Below are 25154 nucleotides of genomic sequence, written 5' to 3' on the forward strand. Positions count from 1 at the left end.
CACCTATTGCCCCCAAAACACCTGCATTTCCTCCGGCGTGACCTTGCCATCCTTGTTGGCGTCCACACTGTCGAAGATCCGCTTGTGGATGGCCGTCACCTCCTCGAAGGACAGCGCGCCATCTCCGTCGGTATCGGCGACCGCGAACATGATCTTCATCATCTGTCCGCGCATCCCCATCGGCGGCATGCCGCCCATCATGCCGGGCTGCATCATGCCACGCCCCATCATCCCGCCCGGCATCATGTCGGGGCCGGGCATGGCCCCCTGGCTCCGTCCGGTCATCCCCTCTGTTCCCGGCTCCGGCGTCGCCTGCGTCGAATTCGCGGGATGATGGAGATCTCCCTCGCTCGTCTGCGCGAGGGCGAGCCCTGAACTGCCGACGGCGATCGCTGCGGCCAGCAGGACCGCGCTCGGAATTCTTGTTCTCATGTCGCTTCTCCTTGGTTTGGTCTCTATTCGTACCTTGCCCCGTAAGCGGGACCGGCGGTTTCGAAGTCGTGTTCGGCGGTGGCGCCGCCGAACAGCCTAGTCGATCGCCGCGTTGCGCAGCCTCAGCGAGTTGCCGATGACGCTGACCGATGACAGCGCCATGGCCGCTGCCGCGATAATCGGCGAAAGCAACAGCCCGAAGGCCGGATAGAGCAAGCCCGCAGCGATCGGCACGCCCGCGGCGTTGTAGATGAAGGCGAAGAACAGGTTCTGGCGGATGTTGCTCATGGTCGCGTGGCTGAGCTTGCGCGCCCTGGCGATCCCCTGCAGGTCGCCCTTCAACAGCGTGACCCCGGCGCTCTCGATCGCGACGTCTGTTCCCGTGCCCATGGCGATGCCGACGTCGGCGGCGGCAAGCGCCGGAGCGTCGTTGACCCCGTCTCCCGCCATGGCGACGACGCGACCTTCGCTTCGAAGCCGCGCCACCACCTTGCCCTTGTCCTCCGGCAGGATCTCCGCCTCGATCTCGTCTATGCCGAGCTTGCGTGCCACTGCCTGGGCCGTCGTCCTGTTGTCGCCGGTCAGCATGACGACGCGAATCTTCTCCTCCTGCAGCGAGCGCAGAGCGGCAGGCGTCGTCTCCTTGACGGGGTCGGCGATGGCGATGAGACCACCCACTTTGCCGTCGATCGCGACATAGACCACCGTCGCTCCCTCGCCGCGCAGCGTCTCGGCGTCGGCCATGAGGGCCGACAGATCGACGCCCGCCTCAGCCATGATCCGGTGGCTGCCGATCACCAGTCTCCTGCCGTCGACGATGCCGGTGACGCCCTTGCCGACGGGGCTGTCGAAATCCCGGACCTCGCCGAGGACGATGCCCTTGCCCTGAGCTGCGGCGACGATGGCGGCGGCAAGTGGATGCTCGCTGGCGCGTTCGAGCGTCGAGGCCATCCGTAGGAGTTCGGTTTCATCCATTCCGGCGACTGTCTTCATTGCCGTAACCTTCGGCCGGCCTTCGGTCAGCGTGCCGGTCTTGTCGACCACCAGCGTGTCGATCTTCTCGAAGCGCTCCAGCGCCTCGGCGTTCTTGATGAGCACGCCCATCCGGGCGCCGCGGCCGACACCCACCATGATAGACATCGGCGTTGCAAGACCGAGGGCGCAGGGACAGGCGATGATCAGCACGGCGACGGCGGCGACGAGGCCGTGGGCGAAGCGCGGTTCCGGCCCCCAGATGCCCCAGACGACGAAGGCGACGATCGCGATGAGGATCACGGCCGGGACGAACCAGCCCGACACCTGATCGGCGAGCCGCTGGATCGGCGCGCGGGAACGTTGCGCGTCGGCGACCATGCGCACGATCTGCGCCAGCATCGTGTCGCGCCCGACCTTGCCTGCCCTCATGACGAAGCCGCCGCTCTGGTTGAGCGTGCCGCCGATCAGCTTGGCACCGACGTCCTTGGTGACCGGCATTGATTCGCCCGTGATCATGGATTCGTCGACGGAACTACGCCCCTCGACCAGCTCGCCGTCGACCGGCACTTTCTCGCCGGGCCGCACGCGCAGTCGGTCCCCCACCACGACGACGTCGAGCCCGACATCCTCGTCCGAGCCGTCGTCCCTGACGCGGCGGGCCGTTTTCGGCGCGAGATCAAGCAGCGCCCGGATGGCGCCGCCGGTCTGCTCTCGCGCCCTGAGCTCAAGGACTTGCCCCAATAGCACGAGGACGGTGATGACGGACGCCGCCTCGAAGTAGATCGCGACGGAGCCATCGACTGCCCGGAAGGTGTCCGGAAAGATGCCGGGTGCAACCGTGGCGACGACGCTGTAGACCCATGCGACGCCCGTGCCCATCGCGATCAACGTGAACATGTTGAGGCTGCGGTTGACGAGAGAGGCCCAACCCCGCTTGAAGAATGGCCACCCCGCCCAGAGAACGACCGGCGTCGCCAGCAGGAGCTGGATCCAGTTCGCAAGCTGCGCGCCGAGCAGCATGTGGAGATTGGTGAGATGGCCGCCCATCTCCAGGGCGAGGACGGGCAGCGTCATCACGAGACCGATCCAGAATCGCCGTTTCATGTCGACAAGCTCGGGGCTCGGCCCCGTCTCGGCAGTCGCCACTTCCGGCTCAAGCGTCATGCCGCAGATCGGACATGTGCCCGGGCTGGGCCGCCTGATTTGCGGATGCATCGGGCAGGTGTAGATCACGCCTTCCCGAGGCCCCGGTCTGATGCCAGCCTGCATGGCGGGCTTCTTCTCTCCGTGATGATGATCGCCAGGAGAGTGCGCATGGCCCTCGTGCGTGTGATGATCAGTCATGGACGGCTCCTCCCTGATGGGTGCCGGCTGTATTCGTTCCGCGGCCGAACTTTGGAACGAACCGGGGAACTACCCTCGCATAGGCGTCCCACGCGGTTCCGAATTCGGCCCGCGAAGCCTCTTCCTCCCTCTTCGCCAGGCGCACATAGATCCAGACGAGAACCGGGAACATGGCGAGCGTCACCAGGGTCGGCCATTGCAGCAGGAACCCGATCATGATTATCACGAAGGCGTCGTATTGCGGGTGCCGGACACGGGCGTATGGCCCCGTGATCGCCAGGCGGTGCTCGCGCTGCGCGGCGTAGAGCACATGCCAGCTCGAGGCGAGCAGCCAGAAACCGGCGATGATCAGCACGTTGCTTGCGAGATGGAACGGCCCGAAATGCGGGTTGACCCGCCAGCCGAACATCATCTCCGGCAGGTGGCCGGCGTCGTGCGAGAAGAAGTCGACGCCCGGAAACTGCTGCCCGAGCCAGCCGGACAGCAGGTATATGGTCAGCGGGAAGCCGTACATCTCCGTGAAGAGCGCGATGATGAAAGCGGAAAAGGCGCCGAGCGAACGCCAGTCGCGTTTCGCTTCGACCTTCGTGAAGCTCGCGGCAAAAACGATGAACACTACGGAATTGATGATCACCAGGCTCCAGAGCCCGTAGGCGGGGGTCTCAGACATGGTCGACCTCCTCAGTCTTATGTTGGTTCGTGCCGGTCCCATGACCGGCATGGTCGTGACCGCCGTGGCCGTGATGCATGAACAGATGCATCAGCGGGCAGGCCAGGATCAGGAGCCAGGGCAGGATGCCGAGGACATGCACGCGGTGCTCGTAGGCGATGAGCGCCAGAGCGATCGCGGCAAAGGCGAAGAAGACGGTCCGGCTATAGCTACTCCAGGCCGATGGAGGATGATTGTCGTTCATGAGGATGCCTCGTTCGATTGAGTTCGGGAAAGGCTTCGCGGTCATTGAAACCGCGTCAGCCGATGCCGTCATATGTCACGTAGGCCATCATGCCCGACGCCATATGGTAGAGGTGGTGGCAGTGCAGCGGCCAGCGGCCGGGATTGTCGGCGTCGAAGGCCAGGACGACGTTTGCCATCGGCGGTACCAACACGGTGTCCCGCACGGCGCCCGCGACCGGCGTCCCGTTGATGCCGATCACCTGGAAATGATGCCCGTGCAGGTGCATCGGATGCGCCATCATCGATGCGTTGGTGATCGCCACCTCGATCCGCTCGTCGCGCTTGACGACGAGACCGTCCACGCCTTCGATGCCCCAGGTGTACGCAGCCATATCGCCCGTCAGCGAAAGCTCGAAGCGGCGGTCTGCCGCGCGCGCCGCCGCCGGGTTGACCGGACGCAGCCGCTGTTCGAGATCGAGTCCGAGGACTGGCCCTTTCGCATGGCCCTCGGCCGCAAGCTTGCGGACGGCTGCGCCCAAAGTGGCAAGGACGATGCCGGTCCGCTCCGATGCTCCCTCCCGAAGGGCAAGGATCGGAAACGCACCACCTTCCCTCGGCAGGCTCAGGCGGATGTCGAGGCGCTGGCCCATGGAGACAGGGAAGGACGCCCCCGCGACCGGTTGCACGCCCCGCCCGTCGACGGCGACCAGTTCTCCCGAAAGGCTGCCCGTGTCGATCGTGAAGGCAGACGCCGTGGCGCCGTTGATGATCCGCAGGCGGACGCGGCCGCCCTTCTCGACGGTGACGACCTCGGGGTCATCGAGCGTACGATCGTTGGCGAGATAGGCGTCGTAGTCGATGTCGTTGAGGTCCATGGCCGCTATTCCCGGCATCGCCATGCCGGACATGTCACCGCCGGACATCGTATGCTGCATGCCGGCCATGCCCTGCATCGCGCCGTGGCCCATCGGCATGCCGGCAGACGCGGCGCTCCCATTCCCCTTCAGCTTCGCCAGGAGCTCTTCCGCAGATAAAAATGAGAAGTCGTGCAACAGGACGACGACCTCCTGCTCGTCCCGCTCCAGATCCTCCGCAGTCCGCACGATGAGAGGAGCGGCGAGCAGGTTCTGCTCCTGCAGCGTATGGGCGTGCATCCAGTGCGTGCCGCCCGTGCCGACCGGAAATGTATAGCGGCGGGTCTCCGCCGGCTTCAGAAGAGCGGCCGGATTGTCGGGCACGCCGTCGGCCGCCCATGGTGGCGTCAAACCGTGCCAGTGGATCAAGGTCGGTTCGTCGATGGCGCTCGACAGCGCGACGTCGAATTCGGTTCCGGCGTTCAGCGTCAGCCCCGGCCTTCCGTCTGGCTGGGCGAGGCCGAAGACGCGAGCGGACCTGCCCCTGACCTCGATGCTCCTGTAACCGATGGAGAGGATGCGAGGCGCACTCTGCATAGATGAAAATTTGGCGTCTTCAGCGAAGGCGCTGATGGGACGGATGGCGGCCGATGTGCCGAGCGCTGCTGCGCCGACCATCAGGCCGTTGAGAAAGTCACGACGGTTCATCGTGTTGATCCTTGCTTCAGGGTCGGGTTACCGACCATTGGTCTTGAGGATCCGGGAAGAGGTCCCGGAACGAGCGGATGCCGCGGCAGGCGGCTCCGCAATCATCAGACCGGAAGACGAGGAGGACCGAGCATCGGCGCAAGCGCCAGACCGCTGCCGGTCTGGTCGGCCCACGCGAAGTGGAGAGAGGAATCCATGGCTCCCGGAGCTTCCGCCCGATCTACGCCGAGCAAGACAAGACAGAAACCGCACGGGACGGCGCAGCAGCTCTTGTGGCCGGGAGTGTGAAGGCCGCCCTGCGGAGAGGCGTGGACGTCCTGCTGGACGGAGGTGTGTTCGATACCGGCATGCTCATGAAGCGGGCGGTCATGGCACTGCATCGCCTCCACGCCTGCGGCCGGCATGAAGAGAAGCGCAAGCGCGACCAGGACAGTCAGCATTGCGTTCAACCATGCGAACCTGCGGTGGTCGGCGACCATGTGAGCGGCTCCGTTCCCCTGATCAGCCGAAGCGTCGACTGATGACGTTGAAGATAGCTCCGATCGATGCTCCCGCATAGGCACCGAAGACGACGCTTTGGAGAACTCCCAGCGCCAGGCTTCGCAGATCGAAGCCGGTCAGCCCCAGATAGAACTGCAGCCACGGCCGGTGCAGACCCCATTCAGGGGCAATGAAGCCGAGCAGCATGCAAAGCAGGAACGAAATGGTCGCAAAGGCGGCGAGCGTCGTGCCAAGCACCGGAACGGAGACATGCGCCGGAATTGCCGGAGATCCCTCGGAATGGGCATGCAGGGTTAAGTTCGCCATTGAACAATCCTCCGCGAGCTGCACGGGCAGCCACATTGACAAACAAACATTGAACCTGCCGGTCGCGTGTTTCTTTGATTTGAATCAAAAATGCGGAACATCGCTCGTTCTGCATGAAGAATGGCACTCGGCGCCGTTTGTTGCCGGCCTGGCATCCGGCCGAAATGGCGACGGCGCGCGGCTCTTCCCATGTCCCTCGGTGGCTGGCTTTCAGGAGAGGCTTTTCAATCGATAATATTCAAACCGTATCTTTTTCGGGCGGGATGCTCCAGGGCATCCGGCCCGTTGCAAGCGCGGCAGCCCATTCCGGCCGGCCATTGGCTTCTGCGAGCGCCGACATGGCCATGTTGTCGTATCGGACATTGCGGAATTGCGACGTCCATCCGCCGGCCGATTTTTCCAGCACCGCATAGCTCGCCATCGCGTGGCCAGTTTCGACCCTGTGGGGATAAGGCTTGTCGTCGTCATAGGCCGGGGCGCCGACACTGCCGGGATTGACGACAAGACGACCGCCTGAAAGTGCTGCCATGCGCGGAATATGCGTGTGGCCACACAGGATCAACGGGCTTTTGATGCCTTCCGCCAGCGCCTCGATCTCCGCCTGCGGCCGCAGCACCACGCTGCCATCGGCAACGGCCATATCCAGCCAGTAGAGATTGTCGTCCTCGGGTGTCGCGTGACAGAGATAGACCTCGTCCCGGTAGATCAGGTCGACCGGCAGCGATCGCAGCCAGTCGAGATGCTCCGCGCCAAGCTGCGCATAGGCGGCGGCGTCCGATATATGCATTTCCTCCAGAGGTCCTTCGATCAGATAGCGGTCGTGATTGCCGCGCACGGTCGGAATAGAGAGCGATAGAAGCCGGTCCGCCACCCTGCCCGCCTCCAGCGGACCGCTGAAACAATCGCCGAGATTGACGATATCTGTAATTCCTTGGGCAGCGATGTCTGCCAGCACGGCGTCCAGTGCGGGGTAGTTTCCATGGATATCGGCGATCGCGGCAAAACGCATGTCAGCTGCCGCGATAGGTGGAATAGCCGTAGGGCGAGATCAGCAGCGGCACGTGATAATGCGCCGACGTATCTGCAATGCCGAAGCGGATCGGCACGAGATCGAGGAAGGCAGGATGCGGCAGCGGCGTGCCGTTTGCCCTCAGATAGTCGCCGGCGTGAAAAAGCAGTTCATAGGTACCGACGCGAAAGCTCTCGCCGGTCAGGATCGGCCCGCCATCGACGCGGCCATCGGCATTGGTCTCGATGGTCTTGATATGGTGGCGAAGCTCACCCTCGATATGAAGGAGGTCGATCCGCAGTCCCTGTGCCGGCTTGCCGAGAGCAGTATCGAGAACATGAGTGGTCAGTCCGGTCATAGGCCTGGCTCTTTGATAATGAAGGGTCCGTCGAAGAAGAATTCTTCCAGATTGTTGCCTGGCCCGTCGCGGTCGACAACGAGAAAATCGCTCGGCTCGCCAAGTGCCATCAGCGGATGATGCCAGACATTGCGCCGATAATTCACGCCCTGGTCGCCGCGCGCGAGAAAGACCTGCGGACGCCCCGGACGGCCACCTTCATCCTCGGAAACGACGACGAGGAAGGGGCGGCCCGATATCGGCGAGAAGCTCTGGCTACCGAACGGGTGCCGCTCCATCATGCCGACCTCGTAAGGAAAGCTGCGCGGCTGGCCGCGGAAGAGATTGATGATGACGCGCGCACCCTCGCCCGCAGCCTCGGGCGCTGCAAGCGCATGGAAACGCTCGGTATTGCCGCCGTTGATATAGCGCATGCTCGCAGGATCGGCTTCGATCACGTCGCCGAAGGGCGCGAAGGCGGATTTTGTTAGAGACTGTATTTCGAGATATTTGGACACGGAATTACTCGCCCTGAACGCGCCAGTGGCGAACATTTTCAAGTTGGGAAACCAGAGCCGGAAGGTCGGTCCTCACCGTCTGCCAGATGACGGGCAATTCTGGCCGATAATAATCGTGAACGATCAGGTCTCGCATGCCCTTTATCCGGGTCCACGGAATATCCTGATGATCCTGAATAAAGCCGGGGTCGCCAGCCGCAATTCGCGCCGCTGCTTCGCCGACGAGGACCAGCGACATCGCTACTGCCAACTGCGTACGAATATCATGGAGAAACTGCTCCTGGCTCATGCCCTCGGTCAGGTCGAAGGCCTGCTGCGCGGCCTCCTGCATGCGATCCACATGTTCAAGAAGGCGCTCGCGGCTCATATGGCGGAGGCTTCCGACAGAACACGGTGTCTGATGCGTTCCGGCAATCCACCCGCAGTAACCAGATCCACCTTAACCCCCAGAATATCCTGCAATTCTTCCAGCAGCCCGCCAAGATCGAACAGCGTTGTCCCTGGCAGCGCATCCACCAGAATGTCCAGTTCGCTGTCCGGCCGATCCTCACCGCGGGCAACCGAGCCGAACACACGCGATTTTGCCGCGTTGAAGCGCTTGGTCGCTTCGCGGATCGACTGCCTGTTCTTCTCCAGCACTTCCGACGGCCTCATCGCGGCATCACTCCTGATGCCGCGAATATAAGGGACGGGACAGAAAGAGGAAAGAACTCAAGCCTTCACCCCGAAGAGCCTGAGGCGCATCGTGCCGCCATCCGGATGCATGGCATAACGCACATGCGTGATAGGCCCGATATCGGCAATGGTGTCACTGCCATATTCGTGGATGTGATCCATCTGCAGCTTGCTGCGCGGCAGGATCGGCTTCCAGTTTTCCGAAGCCGCAATATCGGCCTCAGACAGCGTATCGCCGAGATCGGGCAGATAGGCACCGAAGAGTTCGCATGTGTCCGGGAAATTGCCCTTGTAGAAGGCGGTATCGACGATCACGCGCTTGATCGTGCCGGCATGGCCGAGACGGATGATCGCCCAATCATGACCCGGTCCGCGACGGCGCTTGGTTTCCCAGCCGTCGCCCATGTTGAGGCCGCGGCCGGGGCCGAGCAGTTTGTCGGGATGGCCGTAATGCGCATCCGACCAGGCAAGCGATTTGGCGCCGTTGAAGATATAGGCAAGATCGACTTCCTCACTAGGCCCGACCTTCGACCAGTCGAAATAGGCAGAGCCATAGACGCGAAGACGCGCCACGCCACCATCCGGATAGATATGCAGGCGCAGATGCGTCCAGATCTTCTCCTTGTCGGCATTTTCGAAGAAATGATGGGCGCTGGAGCCAAGCGGCGATTTCGCCAGGATTTCCGTCCACGACGTTGCATCATCAGGATCGCCGCTTTCGAGAAAGGCAGCCTCGATCGAGCAATGCGGCGGATAATTGCCGGTAAAATAGCTGGTATCGACATCGAAGCCGAAGATGCGGCCCGGCATGGCAAGCTTCACGATCGCCCAGTCATGGCCGGGCACGCGCTTGCGGCGGCTTTCCCAGCCGTCCATGTACTTGCCGTTATCGTCGTAGAGATCCGGATCGAAGCTTGCCGGCACGTCCTGCAGCATGCGCTCCAGCGGCGCGAAGAATTCGTCCGTGGCGTAGAGACCCTTGGCGCCGAGACGGGCCGAGGCAAGATTGATGGCGCCCGTGGCGAAAGCTGGCAGGCTGGTATCGGTCATAACGGTCATTCAGGTCTCCGGAAGCATGGATGTCAGGCGCAGCAGCGCGATCTTCTCGACCTCAGCTGCGGCAGTCACGAATTCTTCGTCGCTATCATTGTCGATCCGCTTTTCGAAAGCGGCAAGGATATCGTCCTTGTTCAGCCCCTTCACCGCGATGATGAAGGGAAAACCGAATTTCTGCGTATAGGCGGTATTAAGCTCGGTAAAACGCGCGTGTTCTTCCGGGCTCAACCGGTCGAGCCCGGCACCGGCCTGCTCTTTCCGGCTGTCTTCCGTCAGCTCACCCGATATCGCCAGCCGCCCGGCAAGATCGGGATGAGCGCGCAACACACCGAGGCGCTCTTCCCTGCTCGCCGCGCGGAAAATGGCGACGAGCTCCGTATGCACGCGATCCACCGTCAGCTTCTCGCCGACAAAGCCGTCGTCATAGGCCCGCTCTGCGATGAAGGACGAATGCTCGAACACCCCGCCGAAGCGGGAGACAAATTCATCACGCGAAATCATCAGATCGTTCCGGCTTATGGTTCTGATGCCAGTGCTGCGCGATCTCGAGACGGCGCGGGATCCACACCTTGTCGTGCTTCAGCACATATTCCATGAACCGCTTGAGCGACGCTGCGCGTCCGGGCCGGCCGACGAGACGGCAATGCAGGCCGACGGACATCATCTTGGGGCTGCCTTCCTTGCCTTCCTCATAGAGCGTGTCGAAGGCGTCCTTGAGATAGGTGAAGAACTGATCGCCGGAATTGAAGCCCTGCGGCGTGGCAAAGCGCATGTCGTTGGTTTCGAGCGTATAGGGGATGATCAGGAAGGGACTTTCGTCGACGCTCTTGACCCAATAGGGCAGATCGTCGGCATAGGAGTCCGACGAATACAAGAAACCGCCCTCCTCCTGCACCAGCCGCAGCGTATTGTCGGAAGGCTTGCCCTGGTACATGCCATAGGGCCGCTCCCCCGTCAGCTCGGTATGCAGGCGCACAGCTTCGAGAATATGCTTGCGCTCAAGAGCTTCGGAAAAATCCTTGTATTCCAGCCAGCGATAGCCGTGACTGGCGATCTCCCAGCCGGCTTCCTTCATGGCGGCGACTGCTTCCGGATTGCGGGCCATGGCAAGCGTCACCCCATAGACGGTCGCCTGAACCTTGAGGTCGGTGAAAAGACGCCAGAGCCGCCAGAAGCCGGCACGGGAGCCGTATTCGTAGATCGACTCCATGTTGAGATTGCGCTGGTTCGGCCAGGGCTGCGCGCCGACGATTTCCGACAGCAGGTTTTCCGAAGCCGGATCGCCATCGAGGATCGAGCTTTCGCCGCCTTCCTCGTAATTGATGACGAACTGCACTGCAACGCGTGCCTCGCCGGGCCATTTCGGGTCGGGTGTCTTGCGCCCATAACCGATGAGATTGCGCGGATAGGTCTCGGATACCATCAAATCACCTTTTGAAAAGACAGGTGAAACGGTAGCATCCGTGCGCGGAAAGTCGAGGCGTAAAAGTGCGTATCTGACCTTCGGCCGAGATGCGAGTCTCAGGCGATCTTGCGCGCGCTCACCCTACCCATTGGATGCAGCGAGTGCACCCGGAACGGGCCGCCGGCACCTTCCTCGATCATCAGCGCGACATTCGAAACCGTTACCGGCTCGGCAAGCACCGGATCGAATATCGATCGCAGCGCCTGTTCGACGCGCGGCATATCGACGGCATTGACCGGCCCGGTGACCGGCATATGGAAGCGGAATTCGTCCATCACATAAGGATTGCCCCAGCGATGCAAATTCGCAAACTGCGCCGCCGAAAGTCCGTCAGGATCGCTGCGCTCTATATCCGCCTCGCTGAGGGGCGCGCGGAAACGGTCGAACTCCTGGACGATTGCGCAAGAGAGGTGATGAAGCTGATCGCAGGGGCGGATCGGCGACAGGCTGTAGAAAGTGCCGAGACGCGCAACTTCAAGACGCGGAATCCGGAATGGCGAAAGCGTCCCGCAGAACCGCATGAGATCGCGCAGGAGTTGCGGTTCGGACACGTTGGACGAGAGATGGAAAGGGGCCTTCAGCACACCGTGGAATCCGTAGCGGCGGGGCACTGCCGTATGAAAGGCGATCTCGTGGATGCCGAGACCGCGGATTGCCGGCGGCTCGACCATTTCGCCCGAAAATACGTTGCGGCCAAGCCAATTGGCCGCCACATGCGAGAGCGGATCGCTCGCTGATGGCGTGAAGCAAATGGCATAGCGCATGCAATTTTCCTCCATCTGATTGAAGTGGGCGCGGATCGCTCCCGCGCCGCCGATGCGCAAGCAGATAGGTGATTTGCATGACAGAATAACGAAGCGGAGCGTCTTCTAATTCACGTTTAACGTGAAGAGACTGCGATGTGGCTTGAAATTGCAAAGCTTTCCGGCAACAAAAATTCTGTATTTGCATCGCTTGCAATGCATATCGCCGCTTCCGCAAGCCGGTGCGCGAGCCCGAAGCTGACCTTGAAACCGCCGGTCAGGGCAATGAGATTGTGATTCTCGGGATGGGCGCCGACCATCGGATCGCGGTCGATCGCCTTGGGGCGCAATCCGGCCCAGCGCTCGATGACAGGCGCGTCACGCAGCGCGGGAACCATCTCGCGGGCGGCCTCGATCAGCGCGTCGAGCTGCTCATCGGTGGAAAAGGGATCGGCAAAGCTATTCTCGCTCGTGCTGCCGACAGCCACATGCCGGCCCTCATGCGCGACCAGATAGAGGCCATCGCGAAAGATCGTTGGCAGGCTGGGATCGATATCGGCCGCAAGCAGCGCCGCCTGCCCTTTCACAGCTTGCCCGAGAGGTTTCTGCAACCGTGGCGTCAGCTTCTCCAGAAAGGGAAACGAGCGATATCCCGCGGCAAGGATGCAGCGGCTGAAAGCGATCACTCCGCCCTCGATCGCCGCCGTCCCCCGCGCCGGATGGAGTTCCGTTACCTCCGTATTCTCCAGCACCCGGACATGCCGCGCCTTGCGCAGAAAGGCTGCCAGCGCAGCGATAAGCAGACGAGGAGCGACACGGGCGGCAAGCGTATCATGCACAAAACCGCTTTCGCCGGCTGCCGCATCGATCCAGCCTTGACCTGGTGGCCGATCCAGCACATGCCAATGAAAACGCCGCTCTCCCGCTCTCCAGTGCAGCTCTGCATCTTCGGAATGGCCCGACGCGATCTTGCGCAGATGCGGCTTCGGCAACGGAATGAGCCGGCCGGAGCGTCTGTAGCCCGCCGAAAGCCCGGTCGCGTCCTCGATGGCGGCAATCTCAGCTTCCAGAGAAACCAGCGCATCGAACTGAAACTGCTTCTTTTCCGACCAGCGATCCGGCATGTGCGGCATCAGCGCGCCGAGAAGCCCGCCACTTGCTCCGCTGCCGAGTCGGCCTGTATCGACAAGCAGGGTGTTGAGGCCGCGGCGCTCGGCATGAACGGCCGCCCACAGGCCCATGATGCCGCCGCCGACGATGAGGAGATCGATCGACGATTGACCCGGGGCCGGGGCGGGATTATCGGCTTTTTCCATGACAGACATCAATCCCGATCAGATCGGCGCGGGCAAGCCGCAGCCCCTCGAATGGCGCGACGGCGATATGCCCTATTCAACCGCCTTTGGCGACCACTTTTATTGCCAGACCGACGGACGGCTGGAATGCGGCCACGTCTTCCTCGCCGGAAACGGCCTGCCAGAACGGTGGAATGGCTGCACGAGCTTTCGCATCGGCGAACTCGGCTTCGGCACCGGGCTGAATTTCTCCGAGACATGGCGGCGGTGGAAACTCTGCCGCCGGCCGGGCCAGCATCTGCATTTCATGTCCTTCGAGCTTTACCCGATGCGCCGGGAGGAGATCGACCGTGCGCTTGCCCATTGGCCGGAAATCGACGCCGAACGCCAGGCACTCGCTGCCCTCTGGCCGGATGGCCCTGACGGCATCGTCTCCCTCGACCTCGACGAACAGACGAGGCTCAGCGTCGTCTGCGGCCGCGCGCTCGAAGGCGTCACTGCGGCGGCTTCCGGTTTCGATGCCTGGTATCTCGACGGCTTCGCCCCATCGCGCAACAGCGACATGTGGTCGGAAGAACTGATGCGCCTCGTCTGCGAAAAGACCGCTCCCGGCGGAAGCTTCGCGACCTATGCCGCGGCAGGCTTCGTGCGCCGCAACCTCGCGGCGGCCGGCTTCATTGTCGAGCGGCGCAAGGGGTTTGCGGGCAAGCGGGAAATGCTCTGCGGTGTGAAAAATCAGTAGCCCGAGCGGCCCGGCTGCAATTCACTACGGCGAAGCCACTGGCGGATCTTATCCTCCAGAAGTTCGGGGCTGATTGGCTTGGACATATAATCGTCCATCCCTGCATCGAGGCAAAGCTCGCGGTCGCTTTCCAGCGCATGTGCCGTCACACCGATGACAGGCACGCGATGGCCCTGCCCCTGTTCCTTCTCGCGGATCAGTTTGGTCGCCTGATGACCGTTCATGACAGGCATGGAAACGTCCATCATGATCAGCCGCGGCGTATGCCGCTCCCAGGCCTCCACCGCCTCTTGACCGTTATTGACGACGAGGAAGGAAAGCCCCGTTCCCTGCAGGATCTGCGTGAAGACGATCTGGTTGACCTCATTGTCTTCGGCCACGAGAACATCGACGAAGTCGGCCGCCCGCTTTTGCGGGATCGGCGCAGGCGCAGGCGGTGCCTCGACCTCCTTTTGCAGCCTTGCAATTTCGGCCTCAGAAGCCCGTTTGACACGGCTTGCCCGCACCAGTTCGACGACCGTATTGCGCAGCAAATTGGCGCGCGCCGGTTTCATCAGATGCGCGTGGCCGTTCAACGCCGCAAATTCCTTCTCCGTGCCGGAAATGTCCATCGAGGTCAGAAAGATGATCGGCAGATCCACGAAGCGGCTGTCGGCGCGCAGACGGCGGGCTACTTCTGCGCCGTTCATGTCCGGCATATGATAATCGAGCACGACGGCATCGACCTTGATACCGAGATCGGCGGCAGCGTTCAGAATGGCAAAACCGGTTGCCCCACCTTCTGCGGCGACCCCGTCGAAGCCCCAGAGGCTAAGCTGTTCGGTCAGGATACGACGATTGACCTCGTTATCGTCGACAACAAGGATGCGGGCACCCTGCACATTGATCGGCAGCGGTTTCGGTTCGATGCGCGCGGCAGCGACTGCGAAAGGCAGCTTGACGGTAAAGACAGAACCCTTGCCCCATTCGCTTTCGACATTGACGTAGCCGCCGAAGAGATCGACGAGACCGGCTGTGATCGCAAGGCCGAGGCCGGTCCCCTCATGCCGCCGGGTCGATGAGGCATCAACCTGCGAGAATTTGTCGAAGACCGTTTCCACCTTCTCGGGCGGAATGCCGATGCCGGTATCCTCGACGCGGATGCTGATCATGATCTCGCCGCCAGTGGATTGCTCGGAACCGATATCGACGAAAACATGGCCGCGCTCGGTGAATTTGACAGCATTGCCGACGAGATTGGTGACGATCTGGCGGAAGCGCCCGGCATCGCCGATGACGGCGGCGGGCAGATCAGGCGCGGCGCGCACCAGAAGCTCGATGTCCTTTTCTGCCGCCGGCGAAGATAAGAGCGTCGCCACATCCTCGACGGCCTCAACCAGATCGAAGGCGGCCTTGCGCAGCTTCATCTGCCCGGCGTCGATCTTCGAGAAATCGAGGATGTCGTTGATGATCGTCAAGAGCGCATTGCCCGATTTGACGATAATGTCGACAAAGGTCTTCTGGCGGGTGTCGAGATTAGTCTTGGCCAACAATTCCGCCATGCCGAGCACACCGTTCATCGGCGTGCGGATCTCATGGCTCATATTGGCGAGGAATTCCGACTTGGCGCGGTCTGCGGCCTCTGCGCGCGACAGAAGCTCGGTCAGCTCCTCTTCGCGCTGCTTGAGTTCGGTCACATCGGTAAACAGAGCCACCCAATGCTGCCGCTCGCTGATGGTGGCTTCCATATTAACCCAGCGCTCGCCGCCGACGTGGAAGACGGTGGAGATCGGCTGGCGCGCGGCGATGTTGGCACGCCATTCCTCCAGCGTTTCGACTGCCTTGTCGTGGAAATCGCCGCGATTGGCGCAGAACTGGAAGAGATCGATCCATTCCCGCCCAACGTCCGTCAGCTCGGCCGGAATGCGCAGCACTTCGGCAAGCCCGTCATTGGAAAGTTTGATCAGGCCATCCCGGACGATCGCTAGCCCCTGCGACATGGCATGCGTCGCATCCCGCATCATCTCGCCGAGGCTTTCCAGTGCGGCGCGCGCCTCATGGATTTCCTGCTCGCGCTCACGCACGGCGGAAATATCGGAGTAAGTCAGCAGGATGCGGTTGGAGGAAATACGCCTGGAATCGAAGATGACTGACTTCCCGGCCGCCCAATCGAGCTGGATCGGCTCCGGGTTTTCATCTTCGAAAAGCCCTTTGCGGAACGCATAAATTTCTTCCGGCGTCTGCGTGTCGCCGTAGCGGCCGAGCTCGTAATTTCGCTTGACGACATCGATGAACGGCCGCCCGTCGAAACGGTCGTCGAGCGGCAGGTCCCAGATGCTGTAGAACTCGTCGTTGACATAGAGAATAGTGTGATCGTTATTGAGGATCAGCACGCCGACCGGCAGCGAGCGCAGGATGCTCTCGATTTCCTGATGCAGCACTTCTTCCTGTTGGCGCGCCTCGATCAATTCCTTCTCGCGTGCCTTCAGCGGCGTGATGTCGGAGAAGGAACCGACGACATAGCGCTTGCCGTCGGGCGTGACCACCCTGTTGACGCGGGAAATCACCTGGAAGATTTCGCCGTCTGTATTCGGCAGGGCGCTTTCGACCTCGGTCAGCACGCCGTTTTGCAGCGCCTCCAGGTTTTCCTGATAGATCGCCTCGCCGGCCTCCTGCCCGAACATCTCATGCTCGGTCATACCAAGCGCTTTGGAACGGGCGTGGCCGGTGAAGGTCTCGTAATATTGGTTGGCATAGACCAGCCGATGCTCCTCGTCACGCACGAAGGCGGCGACCGGAAGATCCTCCATGATGGTCCGCAACAGGTCGCGTTCGCGCACGCTTTCATGCCAGGCAGCCTCACCCGCCTGCGCAGAATTGCTGTCGTCAGGCGCAGACTTGCTGCCATTGCGATAGGCGGCGTTGACGACCAGCGGCCGGCCGTCCTCGGCGAAGATGCCGATCGGATGGCCGAGGTTTTCGAGCGCCGCGCGGATGCGGCCGAGATCGGCCGCCATCGTATCGGCAACCTCCGGAATGGCGCGGCGCGGCTCGCGTGCTTCGAAAATGCCGAGCACATAGGCGCGGTCCTGCGAGGGCGAAAAGCTCTCGATCAGCACCCGCTCATGGCTGAGACCGGCCGCATCGAAGGAAATGGCGCTCTCTTCCGTGCCGAACACCAGCGCGCGGCGTTCGCGGTCCTCGCGCTCCTCTTCTTCTGGACGGTCGAAGAGTTCGCGGCTGCGCCGGCCGATGAAGTCGGAAATCTCGCGGCCGAAGAAGCGGGCATAGGCCTCGTTGACGGCGACATAGCGAAGCTCGCTGTTTTTGACATAGGCCGGGGTATCCAGATCAGCGATCCGGCTGCAGGCCAGCTCTAGGAGTTCCCCGGTAGAATTCAAAAATCATCACTCCCGCAATGAATGAAATATCTCTGAGAACAACTATAAGACCAAGGCCTTTAACAAGCTGTTAACCATAAACTCCACAGGCGACGAGTCCGAGCCAGCTTATGAATTTGAGGAACAAAGTGGCGACAAAGGCTTGCACGAAGCTGAAATGGTCAGAAGCTCACGAGGGAAACGCCGCCAGGCACTTCGGGTAGGCAAGAAATATGGAGAAAATTTAATCCCGCCGCGCCTTGCGCGACCATTAACGCGCCGTGATCGCAGCGGATTTTGGCGATGGCTTCAATGACGAGCCTACCACGAAAGGAATTCGACATGTCCGTTCTTCATAAGACAATGGCGGCGGGCCTGATTGCACTGACATTTGCCGGCGCCTCACTGGCAACGGCCGGGACCGCGAACGCCCGTTCCGGCGATGCTTTCTGGGGCGGCCTTGCCGGTGGCGTCGTCGGCGGCGTTGTGGGTGGGGCGATCGCCTCGCGTCCCGCGTATCCGGCTTATCCCGCCTACCCTGTTTATCGCCCATATCCCGTCTACCGGACCTATTACCGTCCGTCCTATTGCCATATCGAATGGCGGCACGATGATTGGGGCAACCCCTACCGCGTCAAAGTCTGCCCTGACTGAAAAACGCATCCGGCGCCGATCGACCTCCCGGCGGCGCCGGTCCAATGCGGTGACGAGTTTCGGTACCGGAACGTTTCGTCGTTTCCATACCTGCCGAGGTCATCGTCGGCCCATCCTCTTGACTTTCGGCGTGAAATAGACCACATGGCACTCAGCTTTCACCTTCCGGCCGCCGCGTGAGCGTGCCACTGCAACAGATGCTGAAGAAGGACAGAGCGCATTCCGATAATGCCGCGACCCAAGAGCGGCAAGACGCGCTGGAAAGCTTTTTCCAACTTACAAGTTCCCATTTCACGCGGGGTTCTTGACGCCAGATTGACACCGGACCGCAATATCGCGATCCGGCGTTTATGTTTGGCGCGCCCTAAAAGGTTATGACTTGACCAATTTTGAATCGCTCGGTGTCTCCAAACCGGTCGTCGCCACCCTATTCCAGCTCGGCATCGAAACGCCGACGCCCATTCAGGAACAGGCTATCCCCCTTCTCATCCAGGGCCGCGACCTGATCGGCCTTGCCCAGACCGGCACCGGCAAGACGGCTGCCTTCGGCCTGCCGCTCATCGAGCGCCTGCTCAAGGAAGAAAAGCGTCCGGACAACCGCTCCGTCCGCACGCTGATCCTGGCCCCGACCCGCGAGCTGGTAAACCAGATCGCCGACAACCTCCGGAAATTCATCCGCAAGTCGCCGCTGCGCATCAATGTCGTCGTCGGCGGCGTCTCCATCAACAAGCAGCAGCTGCAGCTCGAAAAGGGTACCGACATCCTCGTCGCCACGCCCGGCCGCCTGCTCGACCTCTGCAACCGCAACGCCATCACGCTGACCGCCGTGCGCTACCTCGTGCTCGACGAAGCCGACCAGATGCTCGACCTCGGCTTCGTGCATGACCTGCGCAAGATCGCCAAGATGGTGCCGAAGCGCCGCCAGACCATGCTCTTCTCGGCCACCATGCCGAAGGCGATTGCCGATCTCGCCGGCGATTACCTGACCGATCCGGTCAAGGTCGAAGTGACGCCTCCGGGCAAGGCTGCCGACAAGGTCGAGCAGTACGTGCACTTCGTCCCCGGCAAGAACGACAAGACGGTTCTGCTCAAGAAGTCGCTGACCGAAAACCCCGATGGCCGCGCCATCGTCTTCCTGCGCACCAAGCACGGCGCCGAAAAGCTCGCCAAGCATCTGGAGCAGGTCGGCTATTCCGTCGCCTCCATCCACGGCAACAAGAGCCAGGGCCAGCGTGAGCGTGCGCTGAAGGGCTTCCGCGACGGCGCCATCAAGACGCTGATCGCGACCGACGTCGCCGCCCGTGGCATCGATATCCCTGCCGTCAGCCATGTCTTCAACTACGACCTGCCGGAAGTGCCTGATGCCTACGTCCACCGCATCGGTCGCACGGCCCGCGCCGGCCGCGACGGCATCGCGATTGCCTTCTGCGCACCGGACGAAGCGCGCCTGCTGCGCGATATCGAAAAGCTGATGGGCATCAGCATCGCGGTGGCGAGCGGCGAACCGCCGGTTGACCTGCGCGCCTCTGCACCCCGCAGCAACAATCGCGGCCGCGGCCAGAACCAGCAGCGCGGCCAGGGTGGCCGTGGTGAAGGTGGCGAGCGTCGCGAAGGTGGCCACCGAGGCGGCGAACGTCGTGAAGGCGGACGCAGCGAAACCCGCAATGGCGGCCGTCCCGGCCATGGGGACCGCCGTCCGCGTCACGATGGCGACGTCACTGAAGTACGCGCCGGTGAAGAGCGCCGCGCCCGCCCTCAGCACAACAATCGCAATCAGGATTTCCGCGGCCAGCGCCGCAACGAGCAGGCTCCGGATCTCGGCCCGGACAATGATCTGGCCTCGACCTCGGATTTCCGCCCGGCCCGCAATCAGCATCAGCGCCCGGCCCAGACGGAAGCGACCGGCCATCACCGCGGCAACAAGCAGCACGTCCATGGCCGCCCGCCGCGCAACCACGGCGACCAGCAGCCGCAGGGCGAACAGCGCCGCGAGGGCAATGGCGGTCTGCGCCGCAAGGGCCGCAATGGCGGTGGCCCGCGTCGCGAACGCGCTTAAGCCACTGATCTGGAAGGGCCGGAGCGATCCGGCCCTTTTCTTTTGGCTGTCCTTCGGTCGCCGGCGCGGACAGAGTTTGATCCGTCGGCCGAGCAGGAAATAATCACCTGCTCATCTTTTGTGCGCCGACAGCGAATTGACGCAGGGCGGCCTCCCGCCCCATCCCGATAAATGCCCAGTTTTTGACCCGTCTTTTGCATTGCAGAAGATTTTATGAATCTTCCATGCGAACTGTGCATGGTTCTTGCATTGCCTTTTGCGTTGTATTCAAATGAACAAAAAAGGGGAGCCACACCTTTGGCATTTGATGAAATGATCACCGGAGACGAAAGTCCCCGAGCGCCATATGAAAAATACTTTGAGTGGTACAACAGCCAAGACCGGGCGCACCTGATTTCAAAGTCCCGCGACGCTGAAAACATCTTCCGCAAAACCGGCATCACCTTCGCGGTTTACGGCCACGCCGACAGTTCCGAAAAACTCATCCCCTTCGATATCATCCCACGCATCATCTCCGCCCGCGAATGGCGCAAGCTTGCCCAGGGCATCGAGCAGCGGGTGATCGCGCTGAATGCCTTCCTCGACGATATCTACCACAAGCAGGAAATTATCCGCGCCGGCCGCATCCCGCGCGAACTGATCGAGAAGAATGTTGCCTTCCTGCCCGAGATGATCGGCTTCCGGCCGCCCGGCGGCGTCTACACGCATATCGTCGGCACCGATATCGTACGAACCGGCGAAGACCAGTTCTATGTGCTGGAGGATAATGCCCGCACACCCTCCGGCGTCAGCTACATGCTGGAAAACCGGGAAACCATGATGCAGATGTTCCCGGAACTCTTCCACGAGAACAAGGTGCAGCGCGTCGAGGACTATCCCTATCTCCTGCGCCAGAGCCTCGCCTCGCTCGCCCCTCCCGGCTGCAAGGGCAAGCCGCGCGTCGCCGTTTTGACCCCCGGCATTTACAATTCCGCCTATTACGAACATTCCTTCCTCGCCGACACGATGGGCGTCGAGCTGGTCGAAGGCTCGGATCTGCGCGTCATCGACGGCAAGGTGAAGATGCGCACGACGCGCGGTTACGAGGCGATTGACGTGCTCTACCGCCGCGTCGACGACGACTTCCTCGATCCCCTCACCTTCCGCCCGGAATCGGCCCTCGGCATTCCCGGCATCATGGATGTCTACCGCTCCGGCAATATCACCATCGCCAATGCGCCCGGCACCGGCATTTCCGATGACAAGGCGATCTATTCCTATATGCCCGAGATCGTCGAGTTCTATACCGGCCGCAAGCCGATCCTCGAGAACGTGCCGACCTGGCGCTGCTCGGAAGCCGGCAGCCTGAAATATGTGCTTGAGCACCTGGAAGAACTGGTCGTCAAGGAGGTGCATGGCTCCGGCGGCTACGGCATGCTCGTCGGCCCGACCGCGTCCAAGAAGGAACGCGCCGATTTCGCCGACAAGCTGAAAGCCAAGCCCAGCAACTACATTGCTCAGCCGACGCTGTCGCTCTCCACCGTTCCGATCCTCGTCAACAAGGGCATCGCCCCCCGCCATGTCGATCTGCGCCCTTACGTGCTGGTCTCCGACAAGGTGCAGATCATTCCGGGCGGGCTCACCCGCGTGGCGCTGAAGCAAGGCTCGCTGGTCGTCAATTCCAGCCAGGGCGGTGGCACCAAAGACACCTGGGTATTGGAGGACTGATGCTCGGAAGAACTGCAAACGGGCTCTACTGGATGTTCCGGTATATCGAGCGCGCCGAAAATATCGCACGTCTTGTCGATGCCGGCCTGCGCATGTCACTGACGCGCAGCGACGCCGGTGATGACAATTGGGATGGCGTTCTGCAGAGCGCCGGCGTGCGCGAACTTTACGACGAGAGCCATTCGAAGCTGACCGGCCCTGATGTCATCGACTACATGCTACGCGATCGTTCCAATGCGTCGAGCGTCATGTCCTGCATCGATTTCGGCCGCAACAACGCCCGCATGGTGCGCACCGCGCTGACGCGTGAGACCTGGGAAGCGACCAACGAATGCTGGATCGATCTCAAGGAGCTGCTGTCGAAAAAGCTGAAGGCGGCGGAACTGCCTGAAGTCATCGATGTCATCAAGCATCGCGCCGGCCTCATCCGCGGCGCCTTCCATGGTTCGATGCTGCGCAACGAACTTTATAATTTCGCCCGCATCGGCACCTTCATCGAGCGCGCCGACAATACGAGCCGCATCCTCGACGTGAAATATTACGTGCTGCTGCCATCGATCTCGCAGGTCGGTTCATCGGTCGACAACGTTCAGTGGGAGTCGATCCTGCGTTCGGTTTCTGCCCACCGCTCCTATAGCTGGGCTTATGACGGCGAATACCGCGCCATGAACATCGCCGACTTCCTGATCCTGAACGGGCAGATGCCGCGCTCACTTGCCTATTCCTACGAGAAGATCGTCAGCAATCTTGGCTATATCGCCAAGGACTATGGCGAGCGGCTGCCGGCGCACGATACGGCGGATGCCATCCGCACCACACTGCAGACCCTGAAGATCAAGGATGTCATGGATCAGGGCCTCCATGAGTTCCTCGAGGATTTCGTCGCGCACAACAACAAGCTCGGCAATGAGATCTCCGATGGCTACCGGTTCTATGCTTAAGCGGGTCAGATCATGAGACTGAAGATCAGCCACCTCACCGAATACCGCTACGACGAACCGGCGCAGTTTTCCCTGCAGCGGCTGCGCCTGACGCCGCCGACGACCGTTGGCCAGAGCGTGATCAACTGGTCGCTGCACGTCGAAGGCGCCAAGCCCGAAGTCGAATACGACGACCAGTTCGGCAATCATGTGAACCTCGTCTCGCTGGAAGGCGAGCAGCAGGTGACCCGCATCGTCGCCGAAGGCGAAGTCGAAACGGAAGACCGCAACGGCGTGACCGGTCCCCATACCGGGTTCTGCCCGCTCTGGCTCTTCCTGCGCGAGACGCCGCTGACCAAGAGCGGCAAGCTGGTCAAGGAGCTGATCAAGGGCGTGACCGGCGAGAACGAACTCGCCCGCATGCATGCTCTGATGGCGGCAATCCACGAGGCGGTGGAGTATAAGCCCGGCACCAGCAGCACAGAGACATCGGCCGAACAGGCGCTGGAGAAGAAGACCGGCGTCTGTCAGGACCATGCCCATATTTTCGTTGCAGCCGCACGTGCCCTGGATGTTCCGGCGCGCTATGTCTCCGGCTACCTGATGATGGAAGAAAAGGTCGAGCAGGCTGCCACACATGCCTGGGCCGAGGCGCATATTCCAAGCCTCGGCTGGGTCGGCTTCGATCCCGCTAACAAGATCTGCCCCGATGACCGCTATGTCCGCACGGCCTCCGGCCTCTGCTACCGTGACGCTGCGCCCGTTTCAGGCATGCGCATCGGCACGCCCGGCGAAAAGCTCTCGGTCACCGTCAAGGTCGAAAACGGCGGCCAGATTCAGAGCCAAAGCCAGAGCTGAAGCGGACGGGTTTGCCGGTCGATGAGGCGCACGGGCTCGCAGCTCCTAAGCACGGCGTTCCTTTACCGTGACAAGGTGTATCTCGGCTTTTCGAAGGCGAACTCGGATGACGCGACTGTGTCATGCGCCGAAGGTAGAACATCCGAGACGCCGTAGGCCGACGGTATGTAGACGCGGTTTCCACGTGGCTTAGGCAATAGCGCCTGGGAAGCGACCAGATACAGGATGATTGCGAGCATGGTTGTGCCGATCGCAAAGAGCGGGAAAATCGGCATCTCGGATACTTCGGACTTCGTTCTCATCGAACTCTCCATTGGTTGTCCGACGAGAGATTAGCTGCGGTGAGGTCGCGCTGAGAATCATACGCAGGGGTGGAGCCACCTATACTCTGGGATACAGCTTGCCGCTGCGGCGAAGGCACGACTGGTGAACAGGCGACCACGCAAGGTGTTGCGCCTCCCGAGGCGAGCGCATTTATCGCTGATGCCTCTTCACGCATCGCTGGACCGGGTGAGACGAAGTCGCTTGGTAGCACTCTTGGTCCTTCCAGACGACATTCGCGATGGCTTGACGCCAGACCATTCCCATTCGGACCATCCGGACATAGAATTAAGGTTTATCGCGTTCGCCTCCGCCACTTTCAGACAGGTTCGTCAATGTCCATTTTCGCACGAAAATGATACGCTTATTCAAAGGAGGTCGCGATGCGTCTGGAAAATACGAACGTTGCACGAACCACGGCCGGAACGATCACTGTGGAATTCCGTGGCGAAGGGAACGATCTGATTACTGTTCGAATGTCGGCGGAACCCGGCAGCGCAGACGAGGCGGCCATCGTCCGGGCTAAGGAAATGATGGCAGAACTTGTGGCGGCACCTTCCGACCGCATTTCGCCCTCAGCTGTTTAGAGCCTTCCCTGGTCAACGTCAGGAATCCACGATGGCTGTTCGAAGCGCAGGGCTCCTTATCTACCGTTTTGTCGATGTTGCGGTGGAAGTGCTGCTCGTCCATCCCGGCGGACCGTTCTGGAAGGGAAAGGACGAGGCCGCGTGGTCGATACCAAAGGGTCTTGTCGAAGAGGGCGAAGATGAACTTGCCGCTGCCCGCCGGGAGACTTTTGAGGAACTTGGGGTCAATGTTTCCGGCCCCTTTGAGCGGCTTGGCGAATACAAGCAGCCTGGGGGAAAACTTGTCATCGTCTGGCTGAAGGAAGCCGAGAGAGGCTTCGAGCCCAGAACCGAGCTCGGTTCAACCTTTAAAATGGAATGGCCGCCCCACTCGGGAAAGACGGAGGTTTTTCCCGAAGTCGATCGTGCAGCTTGGTTTTGCGCCGAGGAGGCAGAATTCAAAATGCACAAGGGGCAAAGACCGATCCTGCAGGATTTTTTGAAGAAAAAGGGAAAGAGGGACGCGCAGGCGCCGTAAGCCTGTCACCCTGGCCATTCTCCCGCAGGCTGATCGATGCGATACCCGTTTCAGGCTTGCGTATCCGCGCGCCGGCCGAGAAGCTGTCGCTCATCGTCAAGGTCGAAAACGGCGGCCAGATGCAGGGCCAAAGCCAGAGCCGACCAAGCGGGCGATTAGTTAACGAAACGCAAAGCGGCCTTCTGCAATTTTAAATGTATATTAAGGCAGATTCAACCGCGTGAGGCACTCTACCAAGGCTCCGCTTGGTTCTTGGATTATTCAAGTGCAGGTTTCCAATCCGGCGGTCCCGGACCGTGAGTTCACTGGCATTTGAATGG

At 61.4% G+C, this 25154-nt stretch carries 27 protein-coding genes; 8 read left to right on the forward strand and 19 right to left on the reverse strand.

Annotated elements, in window-relative coordinates; all coding sequences use genetic code 11:
* Positions 1 to 3 precede the first annotated feature (3 nt).
* The 17 genes from FHT92_RS13920 to FHT92_RS14000 form a co-directional block, all read right to left on the reverse strand.
* On the reverse strand, positions 4 to 432 hold the full coding sequence (locus FHT92_RS13920) for an EF-hand domain-containing protein (protein ID WP_183741309.1): 429 nt from the start codon (positions 430 to 432) through the stop codon (positions 4 to 6).
* A 96-nt stretch (positions 433 to 528) separates the two neighbouring features.
* Positions 529 to 2751, reverse strand: coding sequence for a copper-transporting P-type ATPase (locus FHT92_RS13925; protein WP_183825931.1), 2223 nt, complete (start codon positions 2749 to 2751; stop codon positions 529 to 531).
* Complete coding sequence (locus FHT92_RS13930; protein ID WP_183741312.1) at positions 2744 to 3421, reverse strand: methyltransferase family protein; 678 nt, start codon at positions 3419 to 3421, stop codon at positions 2744 to 2746. Before FHT92_RS13930 ends, FHT92_RS13925 begins: the two co-directional genes overlap by 8 nt.
* Positions 3414 to 3665, reverse strand: coding sequence for a DUF2933 domain-containing protein (locus FHT92_RS13935; protein WP_183741314.1), 252 nt, complete (start codon positions 3663 to 3665; stop codon positions 3414 to 3416). Before FHT92_RS13935 ends, FHT92_RS13930 begins: the two co-directional genes overlap by 8 nt.
* Positions 3666 to 3720: 55 nt before the next feature.
* Complete coding sequence (locus tag FHT92_RS13940; protein ID WP_183825934.1) at positions 3721 to 5208, reverse strand: multicopper oxidase family protein; 1488 nt, start codon at positions 5206 to 5208, stop codon at positions 3721 to 3723.
* Between the two features lie 104 nt (positions 5209 to 5312).
* Positions 5313 to 5687, reverse strand: a complete 375-nt coding sequence (locus FHT92_RS13945; protein WP_183825937.1) for a hypothetical protein — start codon at positions 5685 to 5687, stop codon at positions 5313 to 5315.
* Positions 5688 to 5709: 22 nt separating this feature from the next.
* Entirely contained in the window at positions 5710 to 6015 is a 306-nt protein-coding gene (locus tag FHT92_RS13950) for a hypothetical protein (protein WP_183825940.1), read from the reverse strand.
* Positions 6016 to 6253: 238 nt separating this feature from the next.
* Positions 6254 to 7024, reverse strand: coding sequence for a metallophosphoesterase family protein (locus FHT92_RS13955; protein WP_183825943.1), 771 nt, complete (start codon positions 7022 to 7024; stop codon positions 6254 to 6256).
* Between the two features lies 1 nt (position 7025).
* Positions 7026 to 7382 carry a hydroxyisourate hydrolase gene (gene uraH, locus FHT92_RS13960; protein WP_183825946.1) on the reverse strand — a complete coding sequence of 119 codons (357 nt, stop codon included), beginning with the start codon at positions 7380 to 7382 and terminating at the stop codon, positions 7026 to 7028.
* Entirely contained in the window at positions 7379 to 7915 is a 537-nt protein-coding gene (locus tag FHT92_RS13965; protein WP_183826287.1) for an ureidoglycolate lyase, read from the reverse strand. The genes uraH and FHT92_RS13965 overlap by 4 nt, the downstream gene beginning before the upstream one ends.
* Positions 7884 to 8246 (reverse strand): DUF86 domain-containing protein, encoded by a 363-nt coding sequence (locus tag FHT92_RS13970; RefSeq protein WP_183825949.1) that lies wholly within the window; start codon positions 8244 to 8246, stop codon positions 7884 to 7886. Before FHT92_RS13970 ends, FHT92_RS13965 begins: the two co-directional genes overlap by 32 nt.
* The gene (locus FHT92_RS13975) at positions 8243 to 8533 is read right to left on the reverse strand and encodes a nucleotidyltransferase family protein (RefSeq protein WP_183825952.1); all 291 of its coding nucleotides are present in this window, start codon (positions 8531 to 8533) and stop codon (positions 8243 to 8245) included. Before FHT92_RS13975 ends, FHT92_RS13970 begins: the two co-directional genes overlap by 4 nt.
* Before the next feature lie 57 nt (positions 8534 to 8590).
* Entirely contained in the window at positions 8591 to 9613 is a 1023-nt protein-coding gene (gene alc, locus FHT92_RS13980) for an allantoicase (protein ID WP_183825954.1), read from the reverse strand.
* Positions 9614 to 10111 carry a 2-oxo-4-hydroxy-4-carboxy-5-ureidoimidazoline decarboxylase gene (gene uraD / locus FHT92_RS13985; RefSeq protein ID WP_183741333.1) on the reverse strand — a complete coding sequence of 166 codons (498 nt, stop codon included), beginning with the start codon at positions 10109 to 10111 and terminating at the stop codon, positions 9614 to 9616. It lies immediately after the preceding gene.
* Positions 10098 to 11033, reverse strand: coding sequence for an allantoinase PuuE (puuE, locus tag FHT92_RS13990; protein ID WP_183825957.1), 936 nt, complete (start codon positions 11031 to 11033; stop codon positions 10098 to 10100). The genes uraD and puuE overlap by 14 nt, the downstream gene beginning before the upstream one ends.
* 98 nt (positions 11034 to 11131) lie before the next feature.
* The gene (locus FHT92_RS13995) at positions 11132 to 11839 is read right to left on the reverse strand and encodes a DUF1045 domain-containing protein (protein WP_183825960.1); all 708 of its coding nucleotides are present in this window, start codon (positions 11837 to 11839) and stop codon (positions 11132 to 11134) included.
* A 116-nt stretch (positions 11840 to 11955) separates the two neighbouring features.
* Positions 11956 to 13134 (reverse strand): FAD-binding oxidoreductase, encoded by a 1179-nt coding sequence (locus tag FHT92_RS14000; RefSeq protein WP_183825963.1) that lies wholly within the window; start codon positions 13132 to 13134, stop codon positions 11956 to 11958.
* Between FHT92_RS14000 and mnmD the strand changes: the two genes are divergently transcribed.
* Positions 13133 to 13855 (forward strand): tRNA (5-methylaminomethyl-2-thiouridine)(34)-methyltransferase MnmD, encoded by a 723-nt coding sequence (gene mnmD, locus FHT92_RS14005; protein ID WP_183825965.1) that lies wholly within the window; start codon positions 13133 to 13135, stop codon positions 13853 to 13855. The two genes, FHT92_RS14000 and mnmD, sit on opposite strands and share 2 nt — an antisense overlap.
* Here mnmD and FHT92_RS14010 read toward each other — a convergent pair.
* Positions 13849 to 17235, reverse strand: coding sequence for a response regulator (locus tag FHT92_RS14010; RefSeq protein ID WP_183825968.1), 3387 nt, complete (start codon positions 17233 to 17235; stop codon positions 13849 to 13851). The two genes, mnmD and FHT92_RS14010, sit on opposite strands and share 7 nt — an antisense overlap.
* Before the next feature lie 321 nt (positions 17236 to 17556).
* Between FHT92_RS14010 and FHT92_RS14015 the strand changes: the two genes are divergently transcribed.
* The 5 genes from FHT92_RS14015 (at position 17557) to FHT92_RS14035 (ending at position 23409) form a co-directional block, all read left to right on the forward strand.
* Positions 17557 to 17868 carry a hypothetical protein gene (locus tag FHT92_RS14015; RefSeq protein ID WP_183741345.1) on the forward strand — a complete coding sequence of 104 codons (312 nt, stop codon included), beginning with the start codon at positions 17557 to 17559 and terminating at the stop codon, positions 17866 to 17868.
* A 331-nt stretch (positions 17869 to 18199) separates the two neighbouring features.
* Positions 18200 to 19924, forward strand: coding sequence for a DEAD/DEAH box helicase (locus FHT92_RS14020; protein ID WP_183826290.1), 1725 nt, complete (start codon positions 18200 to 18202; stop codon positions 19922 to 19924).
* Between the two features lie 297 nt (positions 19925 to 20221).
* Positions 20222 to 21631, forward strand: a complete 1410-nt coding sequence (locus tag FHT92_RS14025; protein ID WP_183741349.1) for a circularly permuted type 2 ATP-grasp protein — start codon at positions 20222 to 20224, stop codon at positions 21629 to 21631.
* Positions 21631 to 22572, forward strand: a complete 942-nt coding sequence (locus FHT92_RS14030) for an alpha-E domain-containing protein (protein ID WP_183825971.1) — start codon at positions 21631 to 21633, stop codon at positions 22570 to 22572. Before FHT92_RS14025 ends, FHT92_RS14030 begins: the two co-directional genes overlap by 1 nt.
* Positions 22573 to 22584: 12 nt before the next feature.
* Positions 22585 to 23409 (forward strand): transglutaminase family protein, encoded by an 825-nt coding sequence (locus FHT92_RS14035; protein ID WP_183741353.1) that lies wholly within the window; start codon positions 22585 to 22587, stop codon positions 23407 to 23409.
* Positions 23410 to 23471: 62 nt separating this feature from the next.
* Here the strand turns inward: FHT92_RS14035 and FHT92_RS14040 are convergent, their stop codons facing one another.
* Positions 23472 to 23711 carry a hypothetical protein gene (locus tag FHT92_RS14040; protein WP_183825974.1) on the reverse strand — a complete coding sequence of 80 codons (240 nt, stop codon included), beginning with the start codon at positions 23709 to 23711 and terminating at the stop codon, positions 23472 to 23474.
* A 402-nt stretch (positions 23712 to 24113) separates the two neighbouring features.
* Between FHT92_RS14040 and FHT92_RS14045 the strand changes: the two genes are divergently transcribed.
* Both FHT92_RS14045 and FHT92_RS14050 read left to right on the forward strand, forming a co-directional pair.
* Positions 24114 to 24317: a hypothetical protein gene (locus FHT92_RS14045; RefSeq protein WP_183741355.1), complete on the forward strand. Its 204-nt coding sequence runs from the start codon at positions 24114 to 24116 to the stop codon at positions 24315 to 24317.
* A 31-nt stretch (positions 24318 to 24348) separates the two neighbouring features.
* Positions 24349 to 24834, forward strand: a complete 486-nt coding sequence (locus FHT92_RS14050) for an NUDIX domain-containing protein (protein WP_183826294.1) — start codon at positions 24349 to 24351, stop codon at positions 24832 to 24834.
* Positions 24835 to 25154: the final 320 nt, after the last annotated feature.

The sequence above is a fragment of the Rhizobium sp. BK377 genome (assembly GCF_014193935.1).
Classification (GTDB): Bacteria; Pseudomonadota; Alphaproteobacteria; order Rhizobiales; family Rhizobiaceae; genus Rhizobium.